Source organism: Nocardiopsis suaedae (genome assembly GCF_027706745.1).
Taxonomy (GTDB): Bacteria; Actinomycetota; Actinomycetes; order Streptosporangiales; family Streptosporangiaceae; genus Nocardiopsis_A; species Nocardiopsis_A suaedae.
Genome location: NZ_JAQFWP010000062.1, coordinates 16,355 through 37,828, shown reverse-complemented (window position 1 = coordinate 37,828; position 21,474 = coordinate 16,355). Strand labels below are relative to the sequence as shown.

At 74.6% G+C, this 21,474-nt stretch carries 22 protein-coding genes and 1 pseudogene; 10 read left to right on the top strand and 13 right to left on the bottom strand.

Features of this window, described 5'->3' with window-relative positions; all coding sequences use genetic code 11:
- Nucleotides 1–68: 68 nt before the first annotated feature.
- Nucleotides 69–1,367, bottom strand: a complete 1,299-nt coding sequence (locus tag O4U47_RS24890; protein WP_270680393.1) for an aspartate aminotransferase family protein — start codon at nt 1,365–1,367, stop codon at nt 69–71.
- A gap of 170 nt (nt 1,368–1,537) precedes the next feature.
- On the opposite strand from O4U47_RS24890, the gene O4U47_RS24885 reads away from it, so the two are divergent.
- Complete coding sequence (locus tag O4U47_RS24885) at nt 1,538–3,163, top strand: PucR family transcriptional regulator (protein WP_270680392.1); 1,626 nt, start codon at nt 1,538–1,540, stop codon at nt 3,161–3,163.
- Nucleotides 3,164–3,303: 140 nt separating this feature from the next.
- Nucleotides 3,304–3,798: an Lrp/AsnC family transcriptional regulator gene (locus O4U47_RS24880; RefSeq protein WP_270680391.1), complete on the top strand. Its 495-nt coding sequence runs from the start codon at nt 3,304–3,306 to the stop codon at nt 3,796–3,798.
- 7 nt (nt 3,799–3,805) lie between these two features.
- Here O4U47_RS24880 and O4U47_RS24875 read toward each other — a convergent pair whose 3' ends face one another.
- Nucleotides 3,806–4,288 (bottom strand): VTT domain-containing protein, encoded by a 483-nt coding sequence (locus O4U47_RS24875; protein WP_270680390.1) that lies wholly within the window; start codon nt 4,286–4,288, stop codon nt 3,806–3,808.
- A gap of 22 nt (nt 4,289–4,310) precedes the next feature.
- Entirely contained in the window at nt 4,311–5,405 is a 1,095-nt protein-coding gene (gene rlmN / locus O4U47_RS24870; RefSeq protein ID WP_270680389.1) for a 23S rRNA (adenine(2503)-C(2))-methyltransferase RlmN, read from the bottom strand.
- Between the two features lie 203 nt (nt 5,406–5,608).
- On the opposite strand from rlmN, the gene O4U47_RS24865 reads away from it, so the two are divergent.
- The 7 genes from O4U47_RS24865 (at nt 5,609) to O4U47_RS24835 (ending at nt 11,568) form a co-directional block, all read left to right on the top strand.
- Nucleotides 5,609–6,709: a suppressor of fused domain protein gene (locus O4U47_RS24865; RefSeq protein ID WP_270680388.1), complete on the top strand. Its 1,101-nt coding sequence runs from the start codon at nt 5,609–5,611 to the stop codon at nt 6,707–6,709.
- 71 nt (nt 6,710–6,780) lie between these two features.
- A complete protein-coding gene (locus O4U47_RS24860) occupies nt 6,781–7,020 on the top strand; it encodes a hypothetical protein (RefSeq protein WP_270680387.1) in 240 nt (79 codons plus the stop codon).
- A 104-nt stretch (nt 7,021–7,124) separates the two neighbouring features.
- On the top strand, nt 7,125–7,712 hold the full coding sequence (locus tag O4U47_RS24855; protein ID WP_270680386.1) for a helix-turn-helix domain-containing protein: 588 nt from the start codon (nt 7,125–7,127) through the stop codon (nt 7,710–7,712).
- Nucleotides 7,709–9,043, top strand: coding sequence for an MFS transporter (locus O4U47_RS24850; protein WP_270680385.1), 1,335 nt, complete (start codon nt 7,709–7,711; stop codon nt 9,041–9,043). Before O4U47_RS24855 ends, O4U47_RS24850 begins: the two co-directional genes overlap by 4 nt.
- On the top strand, nt 9,040–9,891 hold the full coding sequence (locus O4U47_RS24845; RefSeq protein ID WP_270680384.1) for an NAD(P)H-binding protein: 852 nt from the start codon (nt 9,040–9,042) through the stop codon (nt 9,889–9,891). Before O4U47_RS24850 ends, O4U47_RS24845 begins: the two co-directional genes overlap by 4 nt.
- A gap of 293 nt (nt 9,892–10,184) precedes the next feature.
- Nucleotides 10,185–11,000, top strand: coding sequence for an alpha/beta fold hydrolase (locus O4U47_RS24840; protein WP_270680383.1), 816 nt, complete (start codon nt 10,185–10,187; stop codon nt 10,998–11,000).
- Nucleotides 10,993–11,568, top strand: a complete 576-nt coding sequence (locus O4U47_RS24835) for a TetR-like C-terminal domain-containing protein (protein WP_270680382.1) — start codon at nt 10,993–10,995, stop codon at nt 11,566–11,568. The genes O4U47_RS24840 and O4U47_RS24835 overlap by 8 nt, the downstream gene beginning before the upstream one ends.
- 114 nt (nt 11,569–11,682) lie before the next feature.
- On the opposite strand, the gene O4U47_RS24830 is transcribed toward O4U47_RS24835, so the two are convergent.
- From O4U47_RS24830 to rpsB, 5 genes are all read right to left on the bottom strand, one after another.
- Complete coding sequence (locus tag O4U47_RS24830) at nt 11,683–12,621, bottom strand: phosphatidate cytidylyltransferase (protein WP_270680381.1); 939 nt, start codon at nt 12,619–12,621, stop codon at nt 11,683–11,685.
- Between the two features lie 35 nt (nt 12,622–12,656).
- Nucleotides 12,657–13,214 (bottom strand): ribosome recycling factor, encoded by a 558-nt coding sequence (gene frr / locus O4U47_RS24825; protein WP_270680380.1) that lies wholly within the window; start codon nt 13,212–13,214, stop codon nt 12,657–12,659.
- 100 nt (nt 13,215–13,314) lie between these two features.
- Nucleotides 13,315–14,082, bottom strand: a complete 768-nt coding sequence (pyrH, locus tag O4U47_RS24820) for a UMP kinase (RefSeq protein WP_270680379.1) — start codon at nt 14,080–14,082, stop codon at nt 13,315–13,317.
- Between the two features lie 125 nt (nt 14,083–14,207).
- A complete protein-coding gene (gene tsf, locus O4U47_RS24815) occupies nt 14,208–15,044 on the bottom strand; it encodes a translation elongation factor Ts (protein WP_270680378.1) in 837 nt (278 codons plus the stop codon).
- 90 nt (nt 15,045–15,134) lie between these two features.
- On the bottom strand, nt 15,135–16,076 hold the full coding sequence (gene rpsB / locus O4U47_RS24810) for a 30S ribosomal protein S2 (RefSeq protein ID WP_270680377.1): 942 nt from the start codon (nt 16,074–16,076) through the stop codon (nt 15,135–15,137).
- Nucleotides 16,077–16,391: 315 nt separating this feature from the next.
- On the opposite strand from rpsB, the pseudogene O4U47_RS24805 reads away from it, so the two are divergent.
- Nucleotides 16,392–16,907, top strand: a pseudogene (locus O4U47_RS24805) (murein hydrolase activator EnvC family protein); the annotation flags it as partial.
- Nucleotides 16,908–17,007: 100 nt separating this feature from the next.
- Here O4U47_RS24805 and O4U47_RS24800 read toward each other — a convergent pair.
- From O4U47_RS24800 to O4U47_RS24780, 5 genes are all read right to left on the bottom strand, one after another.
- Complete coding sequence (locus O4U47_RS24800) at nt 17,008–17,898, bottom strand: tyrosine recombinase XerC (protein ID WP_408639025.1); 891 nt, start codon at nt 17,896–17,898, stop codon at nt 17,008–17,010.
- A 44-nt stretch (nt 17,899–17,942) separates the two neighbouring features.
- On the bottom strand, nt 17,943–18,320 hold the full coding sequence (locus tag O4U47_RS24795; protein ID WP_270680375.1) for a RidA family protein: 378 nt from the start codon (nt 18,318–18,320) through the stop codon (nt 17,943–17,945).
- Between the two features lie 70 nt (nt 18,321–18,390).
- The gene (gene dprA / locus O4U47_RS24790) at nt 18,391–19,515 is read right to left on the bottom strand and encodes a DNA-processing protein DprA (protein ID WP_270680399.1); all 1,125 of its coding nucleotides are present in this window, start codon (nt 19,513–19,515) and stop codon (nt 18,391–18,393) included.
- A gap of 41 nt (nt 19,516–19,556) precedes the next feature.
- A complete protein-coding gene (locus O4U47_RS24785; protein ID WP_270680374.1) occupies nt 19,557–21,092 on the bottom strand; it encodes a YifB family Mg chelatase-like AAA ATPase in 1,536 nt (511 codons plus the stop codon).
- Entirely contained in the window at nt 21,093–21,473 is a 381-nt protein-coding gene (locus tag O4U47_RS24780) for a YraN family protein (RefSeq protein ID WP_270680373.1), read from the bottom strand.
- Nucleotide 21,474: the final 1 nt, after the last annotated feature.

Below are 21,474 nucleotides of genomic sequence, written 5' to 3'. Positions count from 1 at the left end.
CAGGTCGTTCTGTGCGGGCCGCGGCGCCGGTGCGGGCCGCGTCCCCGCCCGGGTCAGCCCCGCCCGGGTCAGCCGCGGGCGGCGGCGTCCACCGCGCGGACCGCGTCGGCGAGGGCGTCCCGCCCCTCGTGCGCCTCGTCCTCGGTGAGGGTGAGCGGCGGGGCCATCCGCAGCACGTTGCCGCGCAGGCCGCCCTTGCCGATGAGCAGCCCCCGCCGCCGGGCCTCCTCCAGCACCCGGGCGGCCAGCGCCGGGGCGGGCGCCCCCGTCTCCGGGTCGACCATGTCGACGGCGAACATCAGCCCCTTGCCGCGCACCCCGCCCACGGTGGGCAGGTCGGCCAACGGGGTCAGGCCGCCCAGCACGACCCGGCCCAGACGGTCGGCGTTGGCCTGGAGGTCGTGGTCGAGGACGTAGTCGAGGGTCGCGTTGGCCGCGGCCATCGACACCGGGTTGCCGCCGAAGGTGGACAGCCCGTTGGCGGGAAGCGCGTCCATCAGGTCGCCGCGCGCGACCACGCCGCCGACGGCGAAGCCGTTGCCCAGCCCCTTGGCGAAGGTCAGGGCGTCGGGCACGACCCCGTGGTTCCCGATGCCCCAGAAGGAGGAGCCGGTGCGGCCCCAGCCGGTCTGCACCTCGTCGGCGATGAACAGCGCCCCGTACTCGTCCAGGACCTCCTTGTAGGCGGCGAGGAGCCCGTCGGGCGCCATGCTGAACCCGCCCACGCCCTGCACCGGCTCGGCGATCAGCGCTGCGGGGCCCCCGGCGGCCACGGCGGTGGCCAGCACCTCGCGCAGGTCCGCCACGCAGGCCTCGGTGTAGGCGGCGTCGTCCATGCCGCGGAAGGCCGGGTGGTCGCGGTCGGTGCCGTGCAGGTAGTGCACGTTGAGCGGGGACAGCGAGGAGTTCTTCCAGGCCGTGTTGCCGGTGACCGCCACGGCGCCGAAGGAGCGGCCGTGGTAGCTGTTGCGCATGGCCAGCACCTGGTCGGTGCCGCGCGCGTAGGTGGCCAGGAGCAGTGCGGTCTCGTTGGCCTCGGTGCCGGAGTTGGTGAAGAAGACCTTGGCGTCGGGGATCCCGGACAGCCGCGCGATCTTCTCGGCCAGTTCGACCTGGCCGCGGATCAGGTACAGGGTGGAGGTGTGCACCACCCCGCGGGCGATCTGCCGTTCGACGGCCTCGCGCACCTCGGCCACGTCGTAGCCGAGCATGTTGGTGAGGATCCCGGCGAAGAAGTCGAGGTAGGTGTTCCCCTCGGCGTCGGTGACGCGGTTCCCCTTGCCGGAGGTGATCTCCATGGGGTCGTCGTAGTAGAGGGCGAGCCACGAGGGCATCACGGCGCGGTGGCGTTCGTGCAGTTCCGACATGACCTCAGTCTCACCCCCGCCCGGCCGTGCGGCCAGCGCCACACTGTCGGTTCCGGGGACGCGGATCTGACAGTCCGTCAGCCCGATTCCGGCGCCGCGCCTGTCACTCTGTAAAGCCGGGTCGCATTCCCACTTACACACCGCAGACCCAACCCCGTAGACTCGCCGGTGTGCTTCCCACACTCGCCGAAGTCCTGCGCATCCCCGTCGTCGAGCGCGCCCGCCCCCGCGTGGTGGTGGGCGAGGACCTGCTCGGGGTCACCGTGCGCTGGGTGCACATCGCCGAGGTGACCGACCTGGCGCACCTGCTGCGCGGCGGCGAGCTGGTGCTCACCACCGGCATCGCGATGCCCGACTCCCCTGGGGCGCTGCGCCGCTACGTCGAGGACCTGGCGTCGGTCGGGGTGAGCGGCATCGCCGTGGAGCTGGGCCGCAAGTACGGCGCGGAGTCGGAGCTGCCGCGCGCGCTGCTGGAGGCCGCCCGCGAGGCCCACATCCCCGTCATCGCTCTGGACCGCGAGACCCGCTTCGTGGAGATCACCGAGGCGGTGCACGTACGGGTGGTCAACGAGCAGCTGGACGAGCTGCGCGAATCCGAGCGGCTGCACGAGGTCTTCACCCGGCTGTCCGTGGAGGGCGCCCGGCCCGAGCACGTGCTGCGCGAGGTCGCGCGCCTGTCCGAGTGCCCCGTGGTGCTGGAGAACCTCAACCACCAGGTGCTCCTGTGCGAGGTCGCCGGGGAGCAGCCCGAGGCCGTCCTGGCGTCCTGGGAGGGGCGCTCGCGCACGGTCCGCGGCGGCGGGCGCACCGTCCACGACACCACCATGGGGTGGCTGGTGACCATGGTCGGCGCGCGCGGGCAGGACTGGGGACGCCTGGTACTGATCTGCGGGGCCTCTCCTTCGCCCCGCCAGTCCATGCTGCTGGAGCGCGCCGCGACCACGCTCGCCCTGGGGCGGCTCCTGGAGCGCCACCAGGAGAGCCTGGAGCGGCAGACGCACCGCACGATCATCGCGGGCATCGTCGACCGCTCCTATTCCGACCCGCAGGAGGCTCTGGTGCGTGCGCGGGCCGTGGGCGTCCCGCTGGACGGGCGCGCGCTCAGCGGGCTGGTGCTGCGGCTCCCCGAGGGCGGGACCGGACTGGCCGCCCAGGCCCGGCTCTCCGACACCGCGGAGGCCACCGCGCGCGCGTGCCGCGAGGTGCGGCTGCCCGCCCTCGTCGGATCGCTCGACGACGTGCGCGTGGGCATCCTGCTGGCGCTCCCCCAGGGGCAGGACCCCGAGCCGCGCCTGCAGCGGCTGGCGGAAAGGGTGCGGGAGCTGGTCGGCACCGGACCGGTACTGGCGGCCGGGTCGCACACCGACGACATCCGGGAGGTGCGCCGCTCCTTCCTGGAAGCGCGCCAGGTGGGCGACGTCGCGCTGCACCGGCCCGAGCGGCGGCCGCTGTACCGCCTGCCCGACCTGCACCTGCGCGGGCTGCTCCACCTCTTCCGCGACGACGAGCGGCTGCAGACCTACGTGGAGCGGGAGCTGGGGCCGCTGCTGGCCTACGACGCCCGGCACGGCAGCGACCTGACCGAGATGCTGCGGCACTACCTGGAGGCCGGACGGAACAAGGCGCTTGCGGCCACGTCGGCGCACCTGTCCCGACCCGCGTTCTATGAGCGGCTCCGCCGCATCGCCCGGGTGCTCGGCGCCGACCTCGACTCGGTAGAGACCTGCCTGTCACTGCACGTGGCGCTGATGTCCCTGGACTCGGTGCGCGACCGCCTGCCCGGCGAGGCGCCCTGAGCCCACGACCACCGCGGCGCGGCCGGACCCCGCGCACCCTCCGATGCACTACTTTGGATTCCGTCGCCCAGGGGGCGGCTCCCCACCGATTCCCGTGCCCCGGCGCACGGCCAGCGACGATCACGCCAGCGGAGGACCACGTGACCGAGCACGAGGACAGCGCGCCGGGGACCCGGCGCAACCACGCGGCGCCGGTGCTGGACGAGACCGCCAAGCGCATCATCGAGCAGCTCCAAGAGGACGGCCGCCGCTCCTACGCCGCGATCGGCAAGGCGGTGGGGCTGTCCGAGGCGGCCGTGCGCCAGCGGGTGCAGCGCCTGCTGGAGACCGGCGTGGTGCAGGTCGTCGGGGTGACCGACCCCATGATGCTGGGCTTCAGCCGCCAGGCGATGATCGGCGTGCGCTGCAACGGCGACCTGAACCGGGTGGCCGACGAGATCGCCGGGCTCGACGGGTGCGAGTACGTGGTCATCACCGCCGGCTCCTTCGACCTGCTGGTGGAGGTCGTGGCCGAGGACGACGAGCGCCTGCTCGACATCCTCGGCTCGATCCGGGCGGTGCCGGACGTCGTGGGCACCGAGAGCTTCCTCTACCTGAAGCTGCGCAAGCAGACCTACGCCTGGGGCACCCGCTGACCCGCGCTCACCCCGGCCACAGCCCGTAGACCCACGTCAGCGCGCCCGGCGCGAAGACCACCACGAGGAAGCGCACAAAGCGCGTGGAGGCGGTCACCGCGCAGAACACGTCGACGCGCATGCGCACCGTCCCCGCGAACACGCACACCACCATCAGCGGCGGCACGCTCACCAGGGACGAGACGGCGAGCAGGCCCGCCGCCCACGCGGGGCGGTCCTCGGCCTTGCGGCGCCAGCGCTCCACCCGCCCGGCCCAGGCGCGCTCGGGGCGCTCGCTCCGGCGCTTGAGCCACGGGATGTCCAGGGCCCCTCGCGCTGCCCCGTAGTGGGCCAGCTTCCCCGCCGTCTGCCCGACCGCGGCGGCCATCGCCATGGCGACGAGGCCGGCGTCGCCCATCAGAACGGCGGCGCCGACCAGGTACACCTCGATGTTGAGCACCGGCAGGAGGGCCGCCACGATCCCCGCCGCCAGCGCCGTGAGCACCTCCACGGGCGCCTCCGGGGGGCCGGGGTCAGTTCTGCGCGGCGAGCTGTCCGCAGGCGCCGTCGATCTCCTGGCCGCGGGTGTCGCGGACGGTGACCGGGACGCCGTGCGCCTCCAGGCGGCGCACGAACTCGCGCTCGTCCTCCGGGCGCGAGGCGGTCCACTTGGAGCCGGGGGTCGGGTTGAGCGGGATCAGGTTGACGTGCGCCAGGTGCCCCTTGAGCAGCCGCCCCAGCAGGTCGGCGCGCCAGGCCTGGTCGTTGATGTCGCGGATGAGCGCGTACTCGATCGAGACCCGGCGGCCGGTGGTGTCGGCGTAGCGCCAGGCGGCGTCCAGCACCTCGTCCACCTTCCAGCGGGTGTTGACCGGCACCAGCTCGTCGCGCAGCTCGTCGTCGGGGGCGTGCAGCGAGATCGCCAGGCGCACCTGCATGCGCTCGGCGATGAGCCTGTCGATCGCCGGGACGAGGCCGACCGTGGAGACCGTCACCCCGCGCTGGGAGATGCCCAGCCCGCCGGGGACCGGGTCGGTGATGCGGCGCACCGCCTCCAGCACGCGCTTGTAGTTGGCCAGCGGCTCGCCCATGCCCATGAAGACGATGTTGGAGATGCGGCCTGGGCCCCCGGAGACGTTGCCCCGCTCCAGGTCCCGGGCGCAGGCGACGACCTGGTCGACGATCTCGCCGGTGGACAGGTTGCGGGTCAGCCCCTGCTGGCCGGTGGCGCAGAACGGGCAGTTCATGCCGCACCCGGCCTGGGAGGACACGCACAGGGTCGCCCGCTCGGGGTAGCGCATCAGCACCGACTCGAACATGACCCCGTCGAAGGCCTTCCACAGGGTCTTGCGCGTCATGCCGCCGTCGCAGGAGATGTGCTTGACCGGGGTCAGCAGCTTGGGCAGCAGGGCCTCGCCCAGGCGCTCGCGCGCGTCCGCGGGCAGGTCGGTCATACCGGAGGTGTCGGACTCCAGGCGCCCGAAGTAGTGCTGGGCCAGCTGCTTGGCGCGGAACGGCTTCTCGCCGAGCTCGGTGACGGCGTCCTTGCGCTCCTGCGGGCTGAGGTCGGCGAGGTGCCGGGGCGGCTTGGCCCGGCGCGGTGCGGCGAAAGTGAGCTCGGCAGGCATGTGCATCCAGTGGGACGGGTGGGAACGGCGGCCGCGCGACCGCCCGCCAACGGGTTGCTACAGGACCGATAACGCTCTGGTCCCCACCTAGTGCGGCATCGGCGGTCGGGGCATTAGGTTCATACTATGCGGCGCCGGGAAGGGCGCGGCACGGCGCGCCTGCGGCGCCCGGGCGGCCGCAGGCGGCGAGGAAGGGAGCTCAGGTGGCCGGAGCCCGCGTTCTGCTCGACGAGTACAGTCCTTATCACAGCCGCCGCATCGTCGTCGAATGCGACTCCCGCACCACCGCCGGCTACCTGATGGACGCCCGCGGGCGGATCCGGGTGCCGGTGTGGCTGGCCAACCACGACGTGGCCCCGGACACCGGCGACCCGTCGGGGCTGTACCGGGGCGAGGCGCCGCTGATGCCCGCCGCGCACACCCGCCACCCGCAGGGCAGGGCGCCGTTCGCGCCGGGGGCGCTGCGCGCGGTGTGGTTCGAGGAGGGCGACGGGGTGGCCCTGCTGGAGTCGGGGCCGGACGGCGACAGCCTGCTGGCGGTGGTGCCCGGGTGGGCCGAGGCCGACAGCGGCATCCCGGGGTACGCGCGCGAGGCCATCGGGCGCAGCCCCTACGCCTGGGCGCTGGACCCGGTGCGGGCTCAGCTGTGGCCGCGGGTGGTGCACGCCGAGGCCTACTGGAGCTGGCGGGACGCGCCCAACGCCTGGCGGTCGGTGCAGCGCACGGTGTTCAACCACCTGAGCCGCACGGTGGGGCCGCCGGGGCACTACTGGGACGTGTCCGACGGCCATGCGCCGCTGCTGCGGGTGACCGAGCGGCCGCCGGCGGAGGGGCGCCCGTACACGGTGCTGAGCTCGGTGGGCATGTGCGGGCAGCGGATGCCCACGCTGGACCGGTACATGGCCGACACCTCCGAGTACGCGCGCATCGAGCTGGCGCTGGCCACGACGATGCCGGCGCACGTGGCGGCGCGGATCTTCCGGTGGATCGGGGCGTTCCCGTGGCGGGCGGTGACCTGGTTCGGTCCGGGGCACAGCGTCAAGTGGCTGGACGGCCAGGAGGACCGCAAGATGCGCGGGGACCGATCGGCGGTGCTGCTGGTGGCCGATCCGTCGCCCCTGGCGGGCGGCGGCCCGCCGCCCCCGGACACCTCGGGGCTGACCTTCCACGGCGACCCCGTGCGGTGGCTGTGGATCGTCCCGATCACCCGGCCCGAGCACCTGTTCGCCAAGGAGCACGACGCGGCGACCCTCATCGAGAAGCTGGCGGCGGAGGGCCGGAGCTGGATCCTGGGCGACCGGTGAGGCGGTCGGCGAGGACGGTCGGCGGGGCCGCCGCACGCGGTCCCCGGCCGTGAAGCGTGAAGGAGGTGGCCGTGCCTGAGGGGTTCGCGGCGCTGACGACCGTACTCGCGGTGCTGCTCGGGCTGCTGGCGCTGTTCAACGCGGTCCAGGCGGTCCATCCGCGCTTGACGTGGGAGCTGTCCAAGTGGCGCTACCGCGATCCCGCGGCGGTCGAGCCCAGCCGGGCCGTTTTCCGCCTGCGCCGGGTGGCGGCGGTGGTGCGTTTCGCCCTGTTCCTGGCCGCGGCGGTGCTGGTGGCCGGTATCGGCTGAGAGGGCTCCCGGCCCGGCCACGTTCCCCGGCGCCCAGCACACCCCGACGGGCGACCCCCAAATAAGTGTTTGACGGTCGGCCGGGGCGCGGCCACACTGGCCGCATGCCTTCCGGATCCGAACCCCCCGCCCCGTCGCCCGTCACCCTGCGGGCGTTCGCGCACCCGCTGCGGCTGCGGCTGCTCTCCCTGCTCACCGGCGCCGCGATGAGCGCCGCCGAGGCCGCCCGCGAACTCGGTGAGAGCCAGGCCAACGTCAGCTACCACGTGCGCCGCCTCCACGAGGCGGGCCTGCTCACCCTCGCCGAGGAGGTGCAGGTGCGCGGCGGGCGCGCCCTGCGCTACCGGCACGACCCCGCCAGCGGCCCCGCGACCGCCCAGGGCGGCGCCGAGGACCTGCGGATGCTCACCGCCGCGCTCGCCGAAGAGCTGCGGCGCCGCTCCCGGCTGCGCGACCCCGAGCCGCCGCGCACCTTCACCGACACCGAGGTGTGGGTCGCCCCCGAGGAGTGGGCGGCACTGGTCGAACGGGCCTCGGAGCTCGGCGAGGAGCTGCACCGCGCGGCGCGGGCGCCGCGCTCCCCCGGCGCGATCCCGGTCAGCGCCAGCCTGCTCTTCTTCGCCCTGCGCACCGCGGACGGTCCCGACAGCGGCGAGGGCGGCGACGACAGGGGCGAGGGGGACCCGGCATGACCGGTGGGCCCCGCTCCCGCGGTGACGTCCTCGCCCCGCTGCGCTCCGGGGCCTTCCGCGCCCTGGGCGCGGGCCGGGCCCTCATGTACTTCGGCAACGGGCTGGCACAGGTGGCCCTGGCCTTCGTCGTGCTCGACGCCACCGGCTCGGTCGTGCACCTGGGCCTGGTCATCGGGACGCGCACCCTGGCCAACGTGGCGCTGCTGCTGGCCGGGGGCGTGCTGGCCGACCGGCTGCCCCGGGCCGCGGTGCTGCGCGGGGCGTGCGCGGTCGCCGCCCTCTCGCAGGGGCTGCTGGCGCTCGCGCTGGCGGCCGGGGCCGCGTCGATGCCGCTCATGCTGGTCCTGGCGGCGGTCAACGGGGCGGCGGCCGCGGCGAACCTGCCCGCGGCGGCGTCCCTGGTGCCGCAGACGGTCCCCGCCTCGCTGCTGCGCCAGGCCAACGGCCTGATGCGGATCGGCGTGGAGACCGGGCGGCTCATCGGGATGTCGGCGGGGACGCTGCTCGTCGCGCTGCTCGGCTCCGCCGCCGCGATCGCCGCCGATGCCGGGGCGTTCGCACTGGCCGGGGTCTGCTTCGCGTTCGTGCGGGTGCCCGCCGCCTCGGAGGCGGACCCCGCGCCCTCGCACCCGCTGCGGGACCTGGCCGACGGCTGGTCGGAGTTCGTGCGGCGGAGCTGGGTGTGGGTGGTCGTCGTGCAGTTCCTCGTGGTGAACATGGTGCACTCGTCGATGGTGGCCGTGATCGGCCCGGTCATCGCCGACGACGTGTTCGGGCGGGCCACGTGGGGGCTGCTGCTCACGGCCAACAGTGTCGGCCTGCTTGCGGGCGGGCTGCTGGCGGCCCGGTGGCAGCCCCGCCGGGCGCTGCTGTTCGGCGTCGGGCTGACCGCCGTCGAGGCGGCGCCGATCCTGGCGCTGGGCGTAGCCCCGGCCCCCGTCCTGCTCTTCCCGCTGTTCTTCCTGGCGGGGATGGCCATGGAGCAGTTCAACGTGGCATGGGAAGTGTCGCTGCAGGAGAACATCCCCCAGGAGCGCCTGGCGCGGGTGTACTCCTACGACGCGCTCGGGTCGCTGCTGGCGGTGCCGCTCGGGCAGGCGGTGGCCGGTCCGGTGGCCGAGACCGCGGGGCCCGGACCCGCCCTGACCGGGGCCGCCGCGCTGTCGCTGGGCGCGACCGCTCTGGCGCTGTGCGCCCCGGGGGTGCGCACCCTGCGGCGGCGGCCCGCCGCCCCCTTGACATCAAGTTCGCTTGAGGTTGTTTCGTGGGGATCCGACGGCGCCGCCGAAGGGCGGCGCCCCGGGCACACAGAAGAGGAGCACCCACCATGATCCTGGTGACCGGCGCGACCGGAACCGTCGGCGGCGCGGTGGCGCGCAGGCTGGCCGGAGCAGGCGAGGACGTGCGCGCCCTGGTGCGCTCGCCGGAGGCGGCGCGGCTTCCGGCGGGGGTGGAGGTGATGCGCGGCGACCTGTCGGACCCGGCCTCGGTCGAGGCGGCCATGCACGGGATCGACGGGGTCTTCCTGGTGTGGCCGCTTCCGGGGGCCGCACCGGTGGTGCCGGTCCTGGAGGCGGTGCGCCTGCACGCCGAGCGCGTCGCCTACCTGTCGTCGGCCGGGGCGGACCCCGCCGCGGAGGAGCACGGCGACCCGATCACCGCGACGCACTCCGAGGTGGAGCGGGCGCTCGCCGCCTCGGGGCTCGCCTGGACGGCGGTCCGCGCGGGCGGGTTCGCCGCCAACGACCTGGCCTGGACGGAGGAGCTGCGGGGCGGCGGGTCGGTCGTGCGCACGCCGTTCCCCGAGGCGCGTCGGGCCGTGGTGCACGAGGACGACTTGGCCGATGTGGCGATCCACGCGCTGACGAGCGGGGGGCACGAGGGGCGGGCGTACACGGTGACCGGGCCGGAGATGCTCAGCGAGACCGATCGCGTGCGCTTCCTGGGCGAGGCGCTCGGGCGGACGCTGAAGACGGAGCGGACGGGCCTGGACGAGGCGCACGCCCGGTTGACGGCGGCCGGCCTGCCCGCCGAGGCGGTGAACGGGATCCTGGAGGCGCACAGGACCTTCTCCGACCCCGCCTACACCGAAGAACGGCACACGGCGGAAGAGGTCACCGGCATGCCGCCGCGGACCTACCGCCAGTGGGCGGCCGACCACGCCGACGCCTTCCGCTGAGGCCCGGCGGCGGCCCTGCCCCGAACGGCCGGTCAGGGGACCGGCAAGCCCCGGAGGAGCGAGTGGGGACCCGCCCTCCGGGGCGCTCCCAGACCCCCGATGATCTCGGGGAAAACGACCCTACAAGCGCGGTTGTACCGTCGTTTTCCCCGAGATCAACAAGGGAGACGCAAGGCGCGCACGGCTCACCGGAACGAGATACCGCCCCACCCCCGGAGCGGCCGTGGGCGCCCTTGACGGGCTTGGCTAACTGGATTAGCTTTTGAGCTATCGAGATTAGCCAGGAGGCCCTCATGCGGTACCTGCGGCGCCCCGACGGGCGGATCGCCTATGACCTGCACGGCCCCACGGACGGACCGCTCGTCGTGTGCGTCCCCGGGATGGGCGACGTCCGCACCACCTACCGGCACCTGCCCGCACCGCTCGCCGGGGCCGGATACCGCGTCGCCGCCATGGACCTGCGCTCGCACGGCGACAGCGACACCACCTTCACCTCGCACACCACCGTCGACACCGCCGAGGACACCGCGGCCCTCATCGGCGAACTCGGTGGGCCCGCGACCGTGGTCGGCAACTCGCTGGGGGCGACCGCCGCAGCCTGGACCGCCGCCACCCGGCCCGCGCTCGTGAACGGCCTCGTGCTCAGCGGCGCCTTCCTCCGCGGCGGGGGCGTCCGCGGACCCACCGCGCTCGCCCTGAAGGCGATGCTGATGCGCCCCTGGGGTCCGGCGATGGCCGGGCGGTACCTCGGCTCGCTCTTCTCCGGGCGCACGACCGACGACCACCCCGCCCACACGGCCGCGATCCGGGCCGCCCTCCGCTCCCGCGACAGGTACCCGGGCATCCTCGACACCTTCCGCAACGCCTTCCGCCCGGTCCCGGCCCGGCTGGACGACGTGCGCGCGCCCGCGCTGGTCGTCATGGGCGAACAGGACGCCGACTGGCCCGATCCCGCGGCCGAGGCGGCGTGGATGCGCGACCGGCTCGGGGCCGAGCTGCTGATGGTCCCCGAGGCGGGCCACTACCCGCTGGCGCAGCGGCCCGACATCACGGTCCCGGCCCTGCTCGCCTTCCTCGCGACGACCGCGCGGGAGGCCGGGCGTGCCTAGAGCGGGACTGTCACCGGCCGCGGTCGCGGAGGCGGCCGCGGCCGTGGCCGACGCCGAAGGGCTCGGCGCACTGTCCCTGAAGGCCGTCGCCCATCGGCTCGGTGTGGCCTCCCCCAGCCTGTACAAGCACGTCGCGGGGCTGGACGGGCTCCGACGCGAGGTCGCCATGCTCGCGGCGCGCGAGTTCGGGGAGGTACTGGGCTCGGCGGCGATGGGGCGCTCGGGGCCGGACGCCCTTCGGGCGGTCGCGGCGGCCTACCGGGAGTTCGCGCGCACCCGGCCCGGCAGGTACGCGGCGCTGAACACGGCGCCGCCCCCGGAGGACACCGAGGTGGCCGCCGCGTTCTGGCGGCCGGTCGAGGTATTGGCGGCGGTCCTGCGCGGATTCGGCATCGCCGAGCGGGACCTGGTCGACGAGATCCGCGCCGTGCGGTCGTCCCTGCACGGCTTCGCCGACCTGGAGGCGACAGGCGGGTTCGGCCTCCCCGAGGACGTGGACCGCAGCTTCGACAGGATGGTCGAGCGCTCCATCGCCGGACTGCGGGCACGGACGGCGGCCCCGAGGTGACGAAGGTGGCGGTTCAACCGCCCGATCGCCTCCGAGACGTCCCTTTCCCCACGCCAGAAGCCCGGCGCACCTGCGCCCGGTATGCGCTTGTGCTGAACGGCGGGGCGGCGGGGGTCACAGCAGCAGGCCGAGCACCACCCAGGCCACGGGCCCCGCGATCAGCAGCGAGTCGACGCGGTCCATCAGGCCGCCGTGGCCCGGCATGAACCGGCCCATGTCCTTGATGCCCAGGTCGCGCTTGATCAGGGACTCGATGAGGTCGCCCACGATGGCGGCCAGCACCACCGCCACGCCCAGCACCAGCCCCACCCACACGGGGCCGTCGAGCATCAGCGACACCGTCAGCCCTCCGGCCACCATGCACGCCAGGACCGACCCGCCGAAGCCCTCCCAGGTCTTGTTGGGGCTGATCACCGGCGCCATCTTGTGCCGCCCCAGCAGGATCCCGGCGAAGTAGCCGCCGATGTCGCTGCTGATGGTGACGATGATGAAGGCGATCAGCCGGTCCCGCCCGTCGCCCGGGTGGGCCACCAGCAGCTGCCAGGTCCCCAGCAGGAACGGCAGGTAGCACAGCGTGAGGAGGCTGGCGGCCGCGTCCCGCGCGTACCCCTCGGCGCCGCCGCGCAGCCGCCAGGCCAGGGCGCAGATCGCGGTCAGCGCGGCGGTGCCGACCAGCCATTCCGCGCCGCCGAAGTGCGCGCCGAACTGCATGGCGACGCCGCCGACGGCCAGCGGCGGCAGCGCGAGCCGCGCGCCGCCGGAGGCCAGCGCGCGGTTCAGCTCGCGCAGCCCGATCACCGTGGCGGCGGCCGTGATCAGCGAGAACGCCTGCGGGTAGGGGAACAGCGAGAGCAGCACGAGGGCGCCCAGGGCCACGCCGCTGGCGATGGCCACGGGGAGGTTGCGGCCGGCCCGCACCGGCTCGCCGCCGGGCTTGGTCAACCGGAAGCGCGCGCCGCCGTCGTCGTCGGCGGCCGCACCGCCCGACCCTGACTCGGGCCCGCTCCCCTCGCCTCGTCTCTCCCGCTCGAAGCCCGAATCAGAGTTGGACACCGGGGTGATTTCCTCGACCTCGACCTGGACCGGAACTAGACCTCCAGCAGCTCCGACTCCTTGTGCTTGAGCAGCTCGTCCACCTCGGCGGCGTACTTGTGGGTGGTCTCCTCCAGCTCGGCCTGGGCGCGGTGGCCCTCGTCCTCGCCGATCTCGCCGTCCTTGACCGCCTTGTCCAGGGCGTCCTTGGCGCGGCGCCGGATGTTGCGGATGGAGACCTTGGCGTCCTCGGCCTTGGTGCGCACCACCTTGACGTACTCCTTGCGGCGCTCCTCGGACAGGTCCGGGAAGACCACGCGGATGATGGTGCCGTCGTTGGCCGGGTTCACGCCCAGGTCGCTCTCGCGGATGGCGCGCTCGATCGCCGACAGGGAGCTCTTGTCGAACGGCGAGACGACCACCATGCGCGGCTCGGGCACCGAGAACGAGGCGAGCTGGTTGATGGGCGTCTGCGCGCCGTAGTACTCGGCGGTGATCTTGTTGAAGGTCGCGGGGCCGGGGCGGCCGGTGCGCACCGACGCGAAGTCCTCCTTCGCGACCACGACGGCCTTCTCCATCTTCTCCTCGGCCTCGAGAAGTGTCTCTTCGATCATTGCGGCTCCCGTGTGTCGCTGCTCATGGGGAAGGTTCGGGTCGTTCGGGCCGGCGGGTTCGGGTGCGGGTCGGACGGGGCGGTGCGGCCGCCCGGGCGGCTCAGGCGTCCGCGGGGCAGACGATGGTGCCGATCTTCTCGCCCCGCACGGCGCGGACGATGTTGCCCGCCCCCATCAGGTCGAAGACGACGATCGGCAGGCCGTTGTCCATGCACAGGCTCACCGCGGTGGCGTCCATGACCTTCAGCCCGCGGGTGAGGACCTCGTTGTACTCCAGGCGGTCGAACTTCACGGCCGAGGCGTTGCGGTGCGGGTCGGAGTCGTACACCCCGTCGACCTGGGTGCCCTTGAGCACCGCCTGGGCGCCGATCTCCAGCGCGCGCTGGGCGGCCGTGGTGTCGGTGGAGAAGAACGGGGCGCCCAGTCCGGCGCCGAAGATGACGACCCGGCCCTTCTCCAGGTGGCGCACGGCGCGCCGGGGGATGTAGGCCTCGGCCACCTGGCTCATGTGGATGGCGGTCTGCACCCGCGTCTCCACGCCCTGCCGCTCCAGGAAGTCCTGCAGCGCCAGGCAGTTGATGACGGTGCCGAGCATCCCCATGTAGTCGGCGCGGCCGCGCTCGACGCCGCTGGCGGACAGCTCCGCCCCGCGCATCATGTTGCCGCCGCCGACCACGACCGCCACCTGCATGCCCTCGCCCACGGCCTGGGCGATGGCCTCGGCGACGTACTGCACGACGCCGGCGTCGATGCCGAGCTGCTCCCCGCCGGCGAAGGCCTCGCCGGACAGTTTCAGTACGACACGCCGCCAGCCGCCGTCGTGCATCTCCGCGATGCCCACGGCGCTGTGTCCCTCGTTCTCCGGCACGGCGCTCGGCCTCCTTCTGGTTCCCCCGAGTGGTTGGCGTCGCGGGGTCACCTGGGCCGTGTCCCCGCCTTGATCCACCGAAGGTGCCGGGGATGACTCCCCGGCACCTCCATCATGTCAAAGACTTAGGACTGGCCGACCTTGAAGCGGACGAAGCGCACGACGGAGACGCCGGCCTCGTCCACGACCTTCTGCACGGTCTTCTTGTTGTCCTTCACGAACGGCTGCCCGAGGAGGGTGGCCTCCTTGAAGAAGCCGTTGACACGGCCCTCGATGATCTTGGGCAGGGCCTGCTCCGGCTTGCCCTCCTCGCGGGCGGTCGCCTCGGCGATGCCGCGCTCCTTCTCGACGATGTCCTCGGGGACCTCGTCCTTGGAGACGTAGCGCGGGGCCAGGGCCGCGATCTGCTGGGCCAGGTCCTTGCCGACCTCGGCGTCGGCCTTGTCCAGCTCGACCAGGACGCCCATCGTGGGGGGCAGGTCCGGGTCGGACTTGTGCAGGTAGGAGGCGACGTAGGCGCCCTCGAACCTGGCGAAGCCGCGCAGCTCCAGCTTCTCGCCGATGACCGCGCTGTTCTCCTCGATGACCTGCTGGACGCTCTTGCCCTGGCCCATGTCGGCGGCGGCGAGGGCGGCGACGTCGGCGAAGTCGCCGGCGGCGGCGAAGGCGGCGATCTCGTCGGCGAGCTTGATGAAGCTCTCGTTCTTGGCGACGAAGTCGGTCTCGCAGTTGAGCTCGACGAGGACGGCGGCGGTGTCGGCGTCCTGCTTGAGCGCGACCAGGCCGTTGGCGGCGGTGCGGTCGGCGCGCTTGCTGACGGACTTGGCGCCCTTGATGCGGAGGAACTCGACGGCCTTGTCGAAGTCGCCGTCGTTCTCCTGCAGAGCCTTCTTGCTGTCCATCATGCCGGCGCCGGTCATGTCGCGCAGCTTCTTGACGTCGGCGGCGGTGAAGTTCGCCATGATTCTCTGTTCCCTAGGACGTGGGTCGGACGCGGAGAGAGAGGGAGGAAGGGCGGCCCTCCCGCCGCGGGGGCGGGAGGGCCCAGAGGCTCAGGCCTCCTTCGGGGCCTCCTCGGCGGGCGCCTCGGCAGCGGCCTCGGCGGCCTCGGCGGCCTCGGCGGCGGCCGGGGCCTCCTCGGCGGGCGCCTCGGCGGCGGCGTCGGCGGCCGGGGCCTCCTCAGCGGCGGCGTCGGCGGCGGCCGGAGCGGCCTCGCCCTCGCCCTTGCCCTCCAGGAGCTCGCGCTCCCACTCGGCCAGCGGCTCCTCGGCGGACTTCTGCTCACCGGCGGCGGACCCGCCCGAGCGGACCATCAGGCCCTCGGCGACGGCGTCGGCGACGACCCGGGTCAGCAGGCTGACGCTGCGGATGGCGTCGTCGTTGCCCGGGATCGGGTAGTCGACCTCGTCGGGGTCGCAGTTGGTGTCCAGGATCGCGACGACCGGGATGTTCAGCTTGCGGGCCTCGCTGATCGCGATGTGCTCCTTCTTGGTGTCCACGATCCAGACCGCGCTGGGCACGCGGGACATGTCGCGGATACCGCCGAGCGTGCGCTCCAGCTTCTCCTTCTCCCGGCGCAGGCCGAGGAGCTCCTTCTTGGTGAGACCGGAGGCGGCCACGTCGTCGAAGTCGATCTCCTCCAGCTCCTTGAGGCGCTGGAGCCGCTTGTGCACGGTGGAGAAGTTGGTCAGCATGCCGCCCAGCCAGCGCTGGTTGACGTAGGGCATGCCGACGCGGCGGGCCTGCTCGTCGATGGCCTCCTGCGCCTGCTTCTTCGTGCCGACGAAGAGGATGGTGCCGCCGTGGGCGACCGTCTCCTTGACGAACTCGTAGGCGCGGTCGATGTAGGCCAGCGACTTCTGCAGGTCGATGATGTAGATGCCGTTGCGCTCGGTGAAGATGAAGCGCTTCATCTTCGGGTTCCAGCGCCGGGTCTGGTGCCCGAAGTGGACCCCGCTCTCGAGCAGCTGACGGATGGTCACGACTGTGGCCATGACTTCCTCCTCGGTGCGGCGGGCGCCGCCCGCCGTGGTTGTGCCTGACGCCCCGGCCGCATCCGCCGCGCCGGCGTGCGGCGCGGACCGTGGACGCGGCCCTCCCCTGCCTCGGGGAGCGCGTGGGCGTGCGTGATGTGGTTCGGCCCGTAGTGGACCGTTGACGATTCTAACCGGACCGGAGTCCGGCCGAGGCCTTTAAGGACCCCGACGGCGCGATGTCAAGCACATCGGCCCGAAATCACATCGGGACCGTTGTCCACAGGCGGTGACGACCTCCTCGTGTCGCGTGGGCCCCGGGGAGATCCTGAGCCCATGCTCTGCGATACCCCCGCTCGCGCCCCGCACGCACCCGACTCCCGCCGCCGGGTCCGCCCGGCCGCACCGCTCCCCTCGCCGGGCCCCGCGCCCGCCGCCGTGGTCGCGGCGGCGCTCGCCCTGGTCGGGGCGGTCGCGGCGGGGGCGCCCGCCTCCGCCGACGCCGGGCCCTGGCGGTGGCCCCTGGACGGCGTCCCGGCGGTGCTGCGCCCCTTCGACCCGCCGCCCCGGCCCTGGCTCCCCGGCCACCGCGGCGCGGACCTGGCCGCCGGGGAGGGGGCCGAGGTGGTGGCGGCGGGGCCGGGCCGGATCGGCTTCGCGGGCGAGGTGGCGGGCACGGGCGCGGTGACGGTCGTCCACGGGGGGCTGCGCACCACCTACCTGCCGGTGCGCGCGTCGGTGGAGGCCGGGGACACGGTGGCCCCGGGCGACGTGCTGGGCGTCCTGGCCGAGGGGGACGCGCACTGCCGGTCGCGGCCGTGCCTGCACTGGGGCCTGCTCCGCGGGCGGGACTACCTGGACCCGCTGTCCCTGCTCGGCCGCGGCCGGGTGCGGCTGCTGCCGCTGCCGTTCGGCCCGGCGGGGGCGGTCGCCGCCGCGCCGCCGCGCACGCTCACGCGCGGGGGTGGGAGCGCCGGTAGACCTCGGTCAGCCGCTCGATCGAGACATGGGTGTACACCTGCGTGCTGTCCAGGGACGCATGCCCCAGGTACTCCTGGACGCTGCGCAGGTCGGCGCCGCCGTTCAGCAGGTGGGTGGCGGCGCTGTGCCGCAGGGCGTGCGGCCCGGCGTCGCTGCCGTCGCCTGCGGCGCGCAGCAGCTCGTGCACGTCGCGGCGGGCGCTGCGGGTGCCCAGGCGGCCGCCCCGCGCCCCGAGGAACAGGGCGCGCCCGGAGTGCGGCCCCGCCAGGGCCGGGCGCCCGCCCTGGAGCCAGGCGTCGACGGCGTCGAGGGCGGGCTCGCCGACGGGCACCGCGCGCTCCTTGCCGCCCTTGCCCAGGACGCGCAGGGTGCGCCGCTCGCGGTCGACGTCGTCGAGGTCGAGGCCGCACAGCTCGGCGACGCGCAGCCCGCCGCCGTAGAGCACCTCCACCACCGCCGCCCGGCGCAGCCCGTCGGGGGCGGCGGCCGCCTCGGCGTCCCCGGCGTGCGCGGTGAGGGCGTCGGCGGCCTGGTCCTCGCTGAGCACCCGGGGCAGGGAGCGGCGGCGCACCGGGGTGGCGAGCATCGGCCCGGGGTCGTCGGCCAGGCGGCCGGTGCGGTGCAGGTGGGCGGTGAAGGCGCGGGCGGCGGCGATGCGCCGGGCGAGGGTGGCCCGGCTCGCCCCGGCCTCGCTCAGCCGGGAGAGCCAGCCGCGGAGCAGCCCGAGGTCGAGGGCGCCGACGGGGGCGCCGACGGCGTCGAGGTGGCCGAGCAGGGAGCGGGCGTCGCCCAGGTAGGCGCGCACGGTGTGCTCGGACCGCCCCAGCTCGGAGCGGAGCCGCCGGGCGAAGTCGTCGAGCAGCGCGTCCCGGCCGCCCCGTTCCCCGTCACCGGGCGCGTTCGGGCTCACCCTTCCCCGCCCCGGCGCTCGGAGGCGGGCAGGGCGGCCACGGCGTCGATCTCGACCAGGCAGCGGGAGTCGGCCAGCCCGTTGACCTCCACGAGCGTGGAGGCGGGCCGGGGTTCGTGGACGAGGAACTCGCGCAGCACCTGCCGGACGGACTGGAGGTCGGCGATGTGGCGGAGGTAGTAGGTGAGCTTGACGACGTGCCGCAGATCGGCCCCGTGCGGGGCGAGGGCGGCCTCGATGTTCCGGAAGACCTGCCGCGTCTGTTCGACGGCGTCGCCCTCGGCGAAGCTTCCGTCGGGTGCGATGGGCAGCTGCCCGGAGACGAACACGAACGGCCCGTCGGCGAGAAGCGCGTCACTGTAGTTCTTCGCCATGCGATCACCCTAACGGCCGGAGGTACAGGAGTCCCGGTGCGCGAGAGCGCCCCGGCCGCTCCGTGCTCCCTCACACCCGCTGGTAAACGTGGTGGGCCGCTCCCGTCCCCGGGCGGACGCGCCAGCCGGACGCCGTGCGTTCGATGAAGCCGCCCGCCGCCAGCAGGCCCAGTCGCCTCAGGGCCTCGTCCATGCCGACGCCCGCCGCCGTCGCGATCTCCGCTGGGCCCACCCCCTTCCTCGCCGGGACCGCCTCCAGCACCGTGCGCGTCGCCGGGTCCAGGCCGTCGACGGCCATCACCGTCCCGCCGCCCTCGCGGAGCCCCTCGCCCACCGCCCCCAGCTGCTCGGCGACGTCCGCCGCGTCCGTCACGCACACCGCGTGCCAGTCCCGCAGCAGCCGGTGGCAGCCCGCCGACAGCGCCGAGGTCACCGGTCCCGGCACCGCCATCACCGTCCGGCTGAGCTCCTGGGCGTGCCGGGCCGTGTTCAGCGCCCCGCTCCGCAGCCCCGCCTCCACGACGACCGTGCCGGGCGCCAGCGCCGCGATGACCCGGTTGCGCACCAGGAACCCGTGCCGTGTGGGCCGCACCCCCGGGCCGTGCTCGGTGGTGATCACCCCGTGCTCCACCACCTCCGCGAAGAGCCGCTCGTTCCCGCCCGGGTACAGCCGGTCCGGCCCACACGCCAGCACCGCCACCGTCGCCGCCCCTCCCCCGAGGCACCCCCGGTGCGCCGCCGCGTCCACTCCGAACGCCCCTCCCGACACCACCGACCAGGAGTCCCGCGCCAGGTCGTGGGCGAGCGCCGAGGCCACGTGCAGCCCGTAGGCGCTGGCCGACCGCGACCCCACCACCGCCGCCGACCGCAGGCACGCGTTCCGCAGGTCTCCGCGCCCGCGCACCCACAGCGCGTACGGCCGCTCGTCGCCCAGCCCGTCCAACCGCCCCGGCCATTCCGGGTCGCCCGGAACGACCAGCCGCGCCCCCGCCTCGGCCGCCCGCTCCAGCAGGCGCCCCCCGTCGACCGCCCGCGCCCGGCCCGCCCACGCCTCCGGCCGCCGCGTGCTCCGCACCGGCCCCGCCTCGTCGGCGATCGTGCCGCGCCGCACGAGCTCCCACGCCTCCACGGCCCCGCGCGCCCGCAGCACGGCCCCCACGAGCGGGTGCCCCGGGTCCACCGCGGCGGAGAGCATCGCCCGCGCGAAGGCGTCCTCCTCGTCGCGGCCTTCGGCGGTCACGGATACCGCCCCGACCACAGGGCGAACGCCATCGCCGTGTCCTCCGGCTCCGGTGCGCCCCGGCCCGCCAGGTCGGCCAGGGTCCACGCCACCCGTAGCGACCGGTCCACCCCGCGCGCGCTGATCTCCCCGCGCTCCATCGCCGACGCGAGGATCGACCGGGCCGCCTCGGGCACCGGGAACCGGCGCCGCAGCTCGGCCCCCGGCACCTGCGCGTTGGCCCGCCACGGCGTCCCCTCGAACCGCTTGGCCGACCGTTCGCGCGCCTGCGCCACCCGCTCGGCCACCTGCTCCGACGTCTCCGCGAACGGCTGGTCGGCCAGTAGTTCGCCCCGGGTGACCGGCTGCAGCTCGATCTTGAGGTCGACCCGGTCCAGCAGCGGCCCCGACAGCCGTGCGAGGTACCGGCGGCGCTGCGGCGGAGGGCACGTGCACGCGGGACCGGGCCGGGCGCACGGGCACGGGTTGGCCGCCATGCACAGCTGGAACCGTGCCGGGAAGGTCACCGTCCCCTGCGCACGGTCCACGGTCACCGCGCCCGACTCCAGCGGCTGCCGGAGGGAATCCAGGACCGACCGCTGGAACTCCGGGGCCTCGTCGAGGAACAGCACCCCGCGGTGCGCCCGCGACACGCAGCCCGGCCTGATGCCCGTGCTGCCGCCGCCGACCATCGCCACCCGGGTGGCCGTGTGGTGCGGCGCGCTGTACGGCGGCACGCTGATCAGCGGCTCCCTCCGCGACAGGGTGCCCGCGACGCTGTGCACCGCCGTCACCTCGACCGCCTCCTGCCGCGACAGCGGCGGCAGCACCGTCGGCAGCCGCTCGGCCAGCAGGCTCTTCCCCGTCCCCGGTGGGCCCACCATCATCAGGTGGTGCCCGCCCGCGGCGGCGATCTCCACCGCGCGCCGCGCCACCGGCTGCCCCAGCACGTCCGCGAGGTCCGGGCGGGGTGCCCGGTCCGCGTCGCGCTCCGGGCGGGGCGGCGGCTCGTCCTCGAACAGGTCCTCCTGGGGCGGCGCCTCACCGCGCAGGCGCGCGAACAGCTCGGTGAGCGAGCGGACGGCGATCACCTCCACGTCCGGCACCAGTCGCGCCTCGGCGGCGTTCTCCCGGGCCACGGCGAAGGTCGTGTGCCCGCCCCGGACGGCCGCCAGGACGGCGGGGAGCACGCCTTCCACCGGCCGGGTGCGCCCGTCCAGCCCCAGCTCGGCCAGGAAGACGCAGTCGTGCACGCTCTCCAGGGGCACGGCCCCGTCCGCCCCCAGCACCGCCGCGGCGATCGCCAGGTCGAACCCGCTCCCGCGCTTGGGCAGGCTCGCCGGGGACAGGCTGACGGTGATCTGGCAGTCCGGCCACGTCTCCCCCGAATTGGCGACGGCGGCGCGGATGCGGTCGCGGGCCTCGCGCAGCGCGGTGTCGGGCAGGCCGACGAGGGTGAGGGCGGCCTGCCCGGAGCCCAGGTGCGCCTCGACCTCGACGGGGTGCCCCTCGACGCCGAGCAGGGCCATGGACAGCGTGCGGGCCAGGGCCATTCACGCCACCCCCTGGTCGTGCCGGAGGTAGGCGCGGCCGTCCCGCCGGACGAGGACGCCGACGACGTCGACACGGGTGCGCGGCGGCGCGTTCAGGGTCCGGGAGCGGTAGCGGCGGGCCAGGCGGCGCAGCCGCCGCATCTTGGCCGGGCCGACCGCTTCGAGCGGGGTCCCGAAGCGCTGCCCGGTGCGGGTCTTCACCTCCACGACGATGAGCGTGCCGCCCCAGCGGGCGACGATGTCGATCTCGCCGTCCGGGCAGCGCCAGTTCCGCGCGAGGATGCGCAGCCCCGTCCGCCGCAGGTGCGCGGCGGCCAGGTCCTCGCCGTACCGCCCGAGCGCCGCCTTGGTCCACCCTGATCCGGCCGTCGCCGATGCCATC

What these genes read in the sequence shown, in the direction of transcription:
- O4U47_RS24890 (WP_270680393.1), bottom strand. Translation starts at nt 1,367, where the DNA reads ATGTCGGAACTGCACGAACGCCACCGCGCCGTGATGCCCTCGTGGCTC.
- rlmN (WP_270680389.1), bottom strand. Translation starts at nt 5,405, where the DNA reads ATGCCTGCCGAGCTCACTTTCGCCGCACCGCGCCGGGCCAAGCCGCCC.
- O4U47_RS24855 (WP_270680386.1), top strand. Translation starts at nt 7,125, where the DNA reads ATGCCTTCCGGATCCGAACCCCCCGCCCCGTCGCCCGTCACCCTGCGG.
- O4U47_RS24850 (WP_270680385.1), top strand. Translation starts at nt 7,709, where the DNA reads ATGACCGGTGGGCCCCGCTCCCGCGGTGACGTCCTCGCCCCGCTGCGC.
- O4U47_RS24845 (WP_270680384.1), top strand. Translation starts at nt 9,040, where the DNA reads ATGATCCTGGTGACCGGCGCGACCGGAACCGTCGGCGGCGCGGTGGCG.
- O4U47_RS24840 (WP_270680383.1), top strand. Translation starts at nt 10,185, where the DNA reads ATGCGGTACCTGCGGCGCCCCGACGGGCGGATCGCCTATGACCTGCAC.
- frr (WP_270680380.1), bottom strand. Translation starts at nt 13,214, where the DNA reads ATGATCGAAGAGACACTTCTCGAGGCCGAGGAGAAGATGGAGAAGGCC.
- tsf (WP_270680378.1), bottom strand. Translation starts at nt 15,044, where the DNA reads ATGGCGAACTTCACCGCCGCCGACGTCAAGAAGCTGCGCGACATGACC.
- rpsB (WP_270680377.1), bottom strand. Translation starts at nt 16,076, where the DNA reads ATGGCCACAGTCGTGACCATCCGTCAGCTGCTCGAGAGCGGGGTCCAC.
- O4U47_RS24795 (WP_270680375.1), bottom strand. Translation starts at nt 18,320, where the DNA reads ATGGCGAAGAACTACAGTGACGCGCTTCTCGCCGACGGGCCGTTCGTG.
- dprA (WP_270680399.1), bottom strand. Translation starts at nt 19,515, where the DNA reads ATGCTCTCCGCCGCGGTGGACCCGGGGCACCCGCTCGTGGGGGCCGTG.
- O4U47_RS24785 (WP_270680374.1), bottom strand. Translation starts at nt 21,092, where the DNA reads ATGGCCCTGGCCCGCACGCTGTCCATGGCCCTGCTCGGCGTCGAGGGG.
- O4U47_RS24780 (WP_270680373.1), bottom strand. Translation starts at nt 21,473, where the DNA reads ATGGCATCGGCGACGGCCGGATCAGGGTGGACCAAGGCGGCGCTCGGG.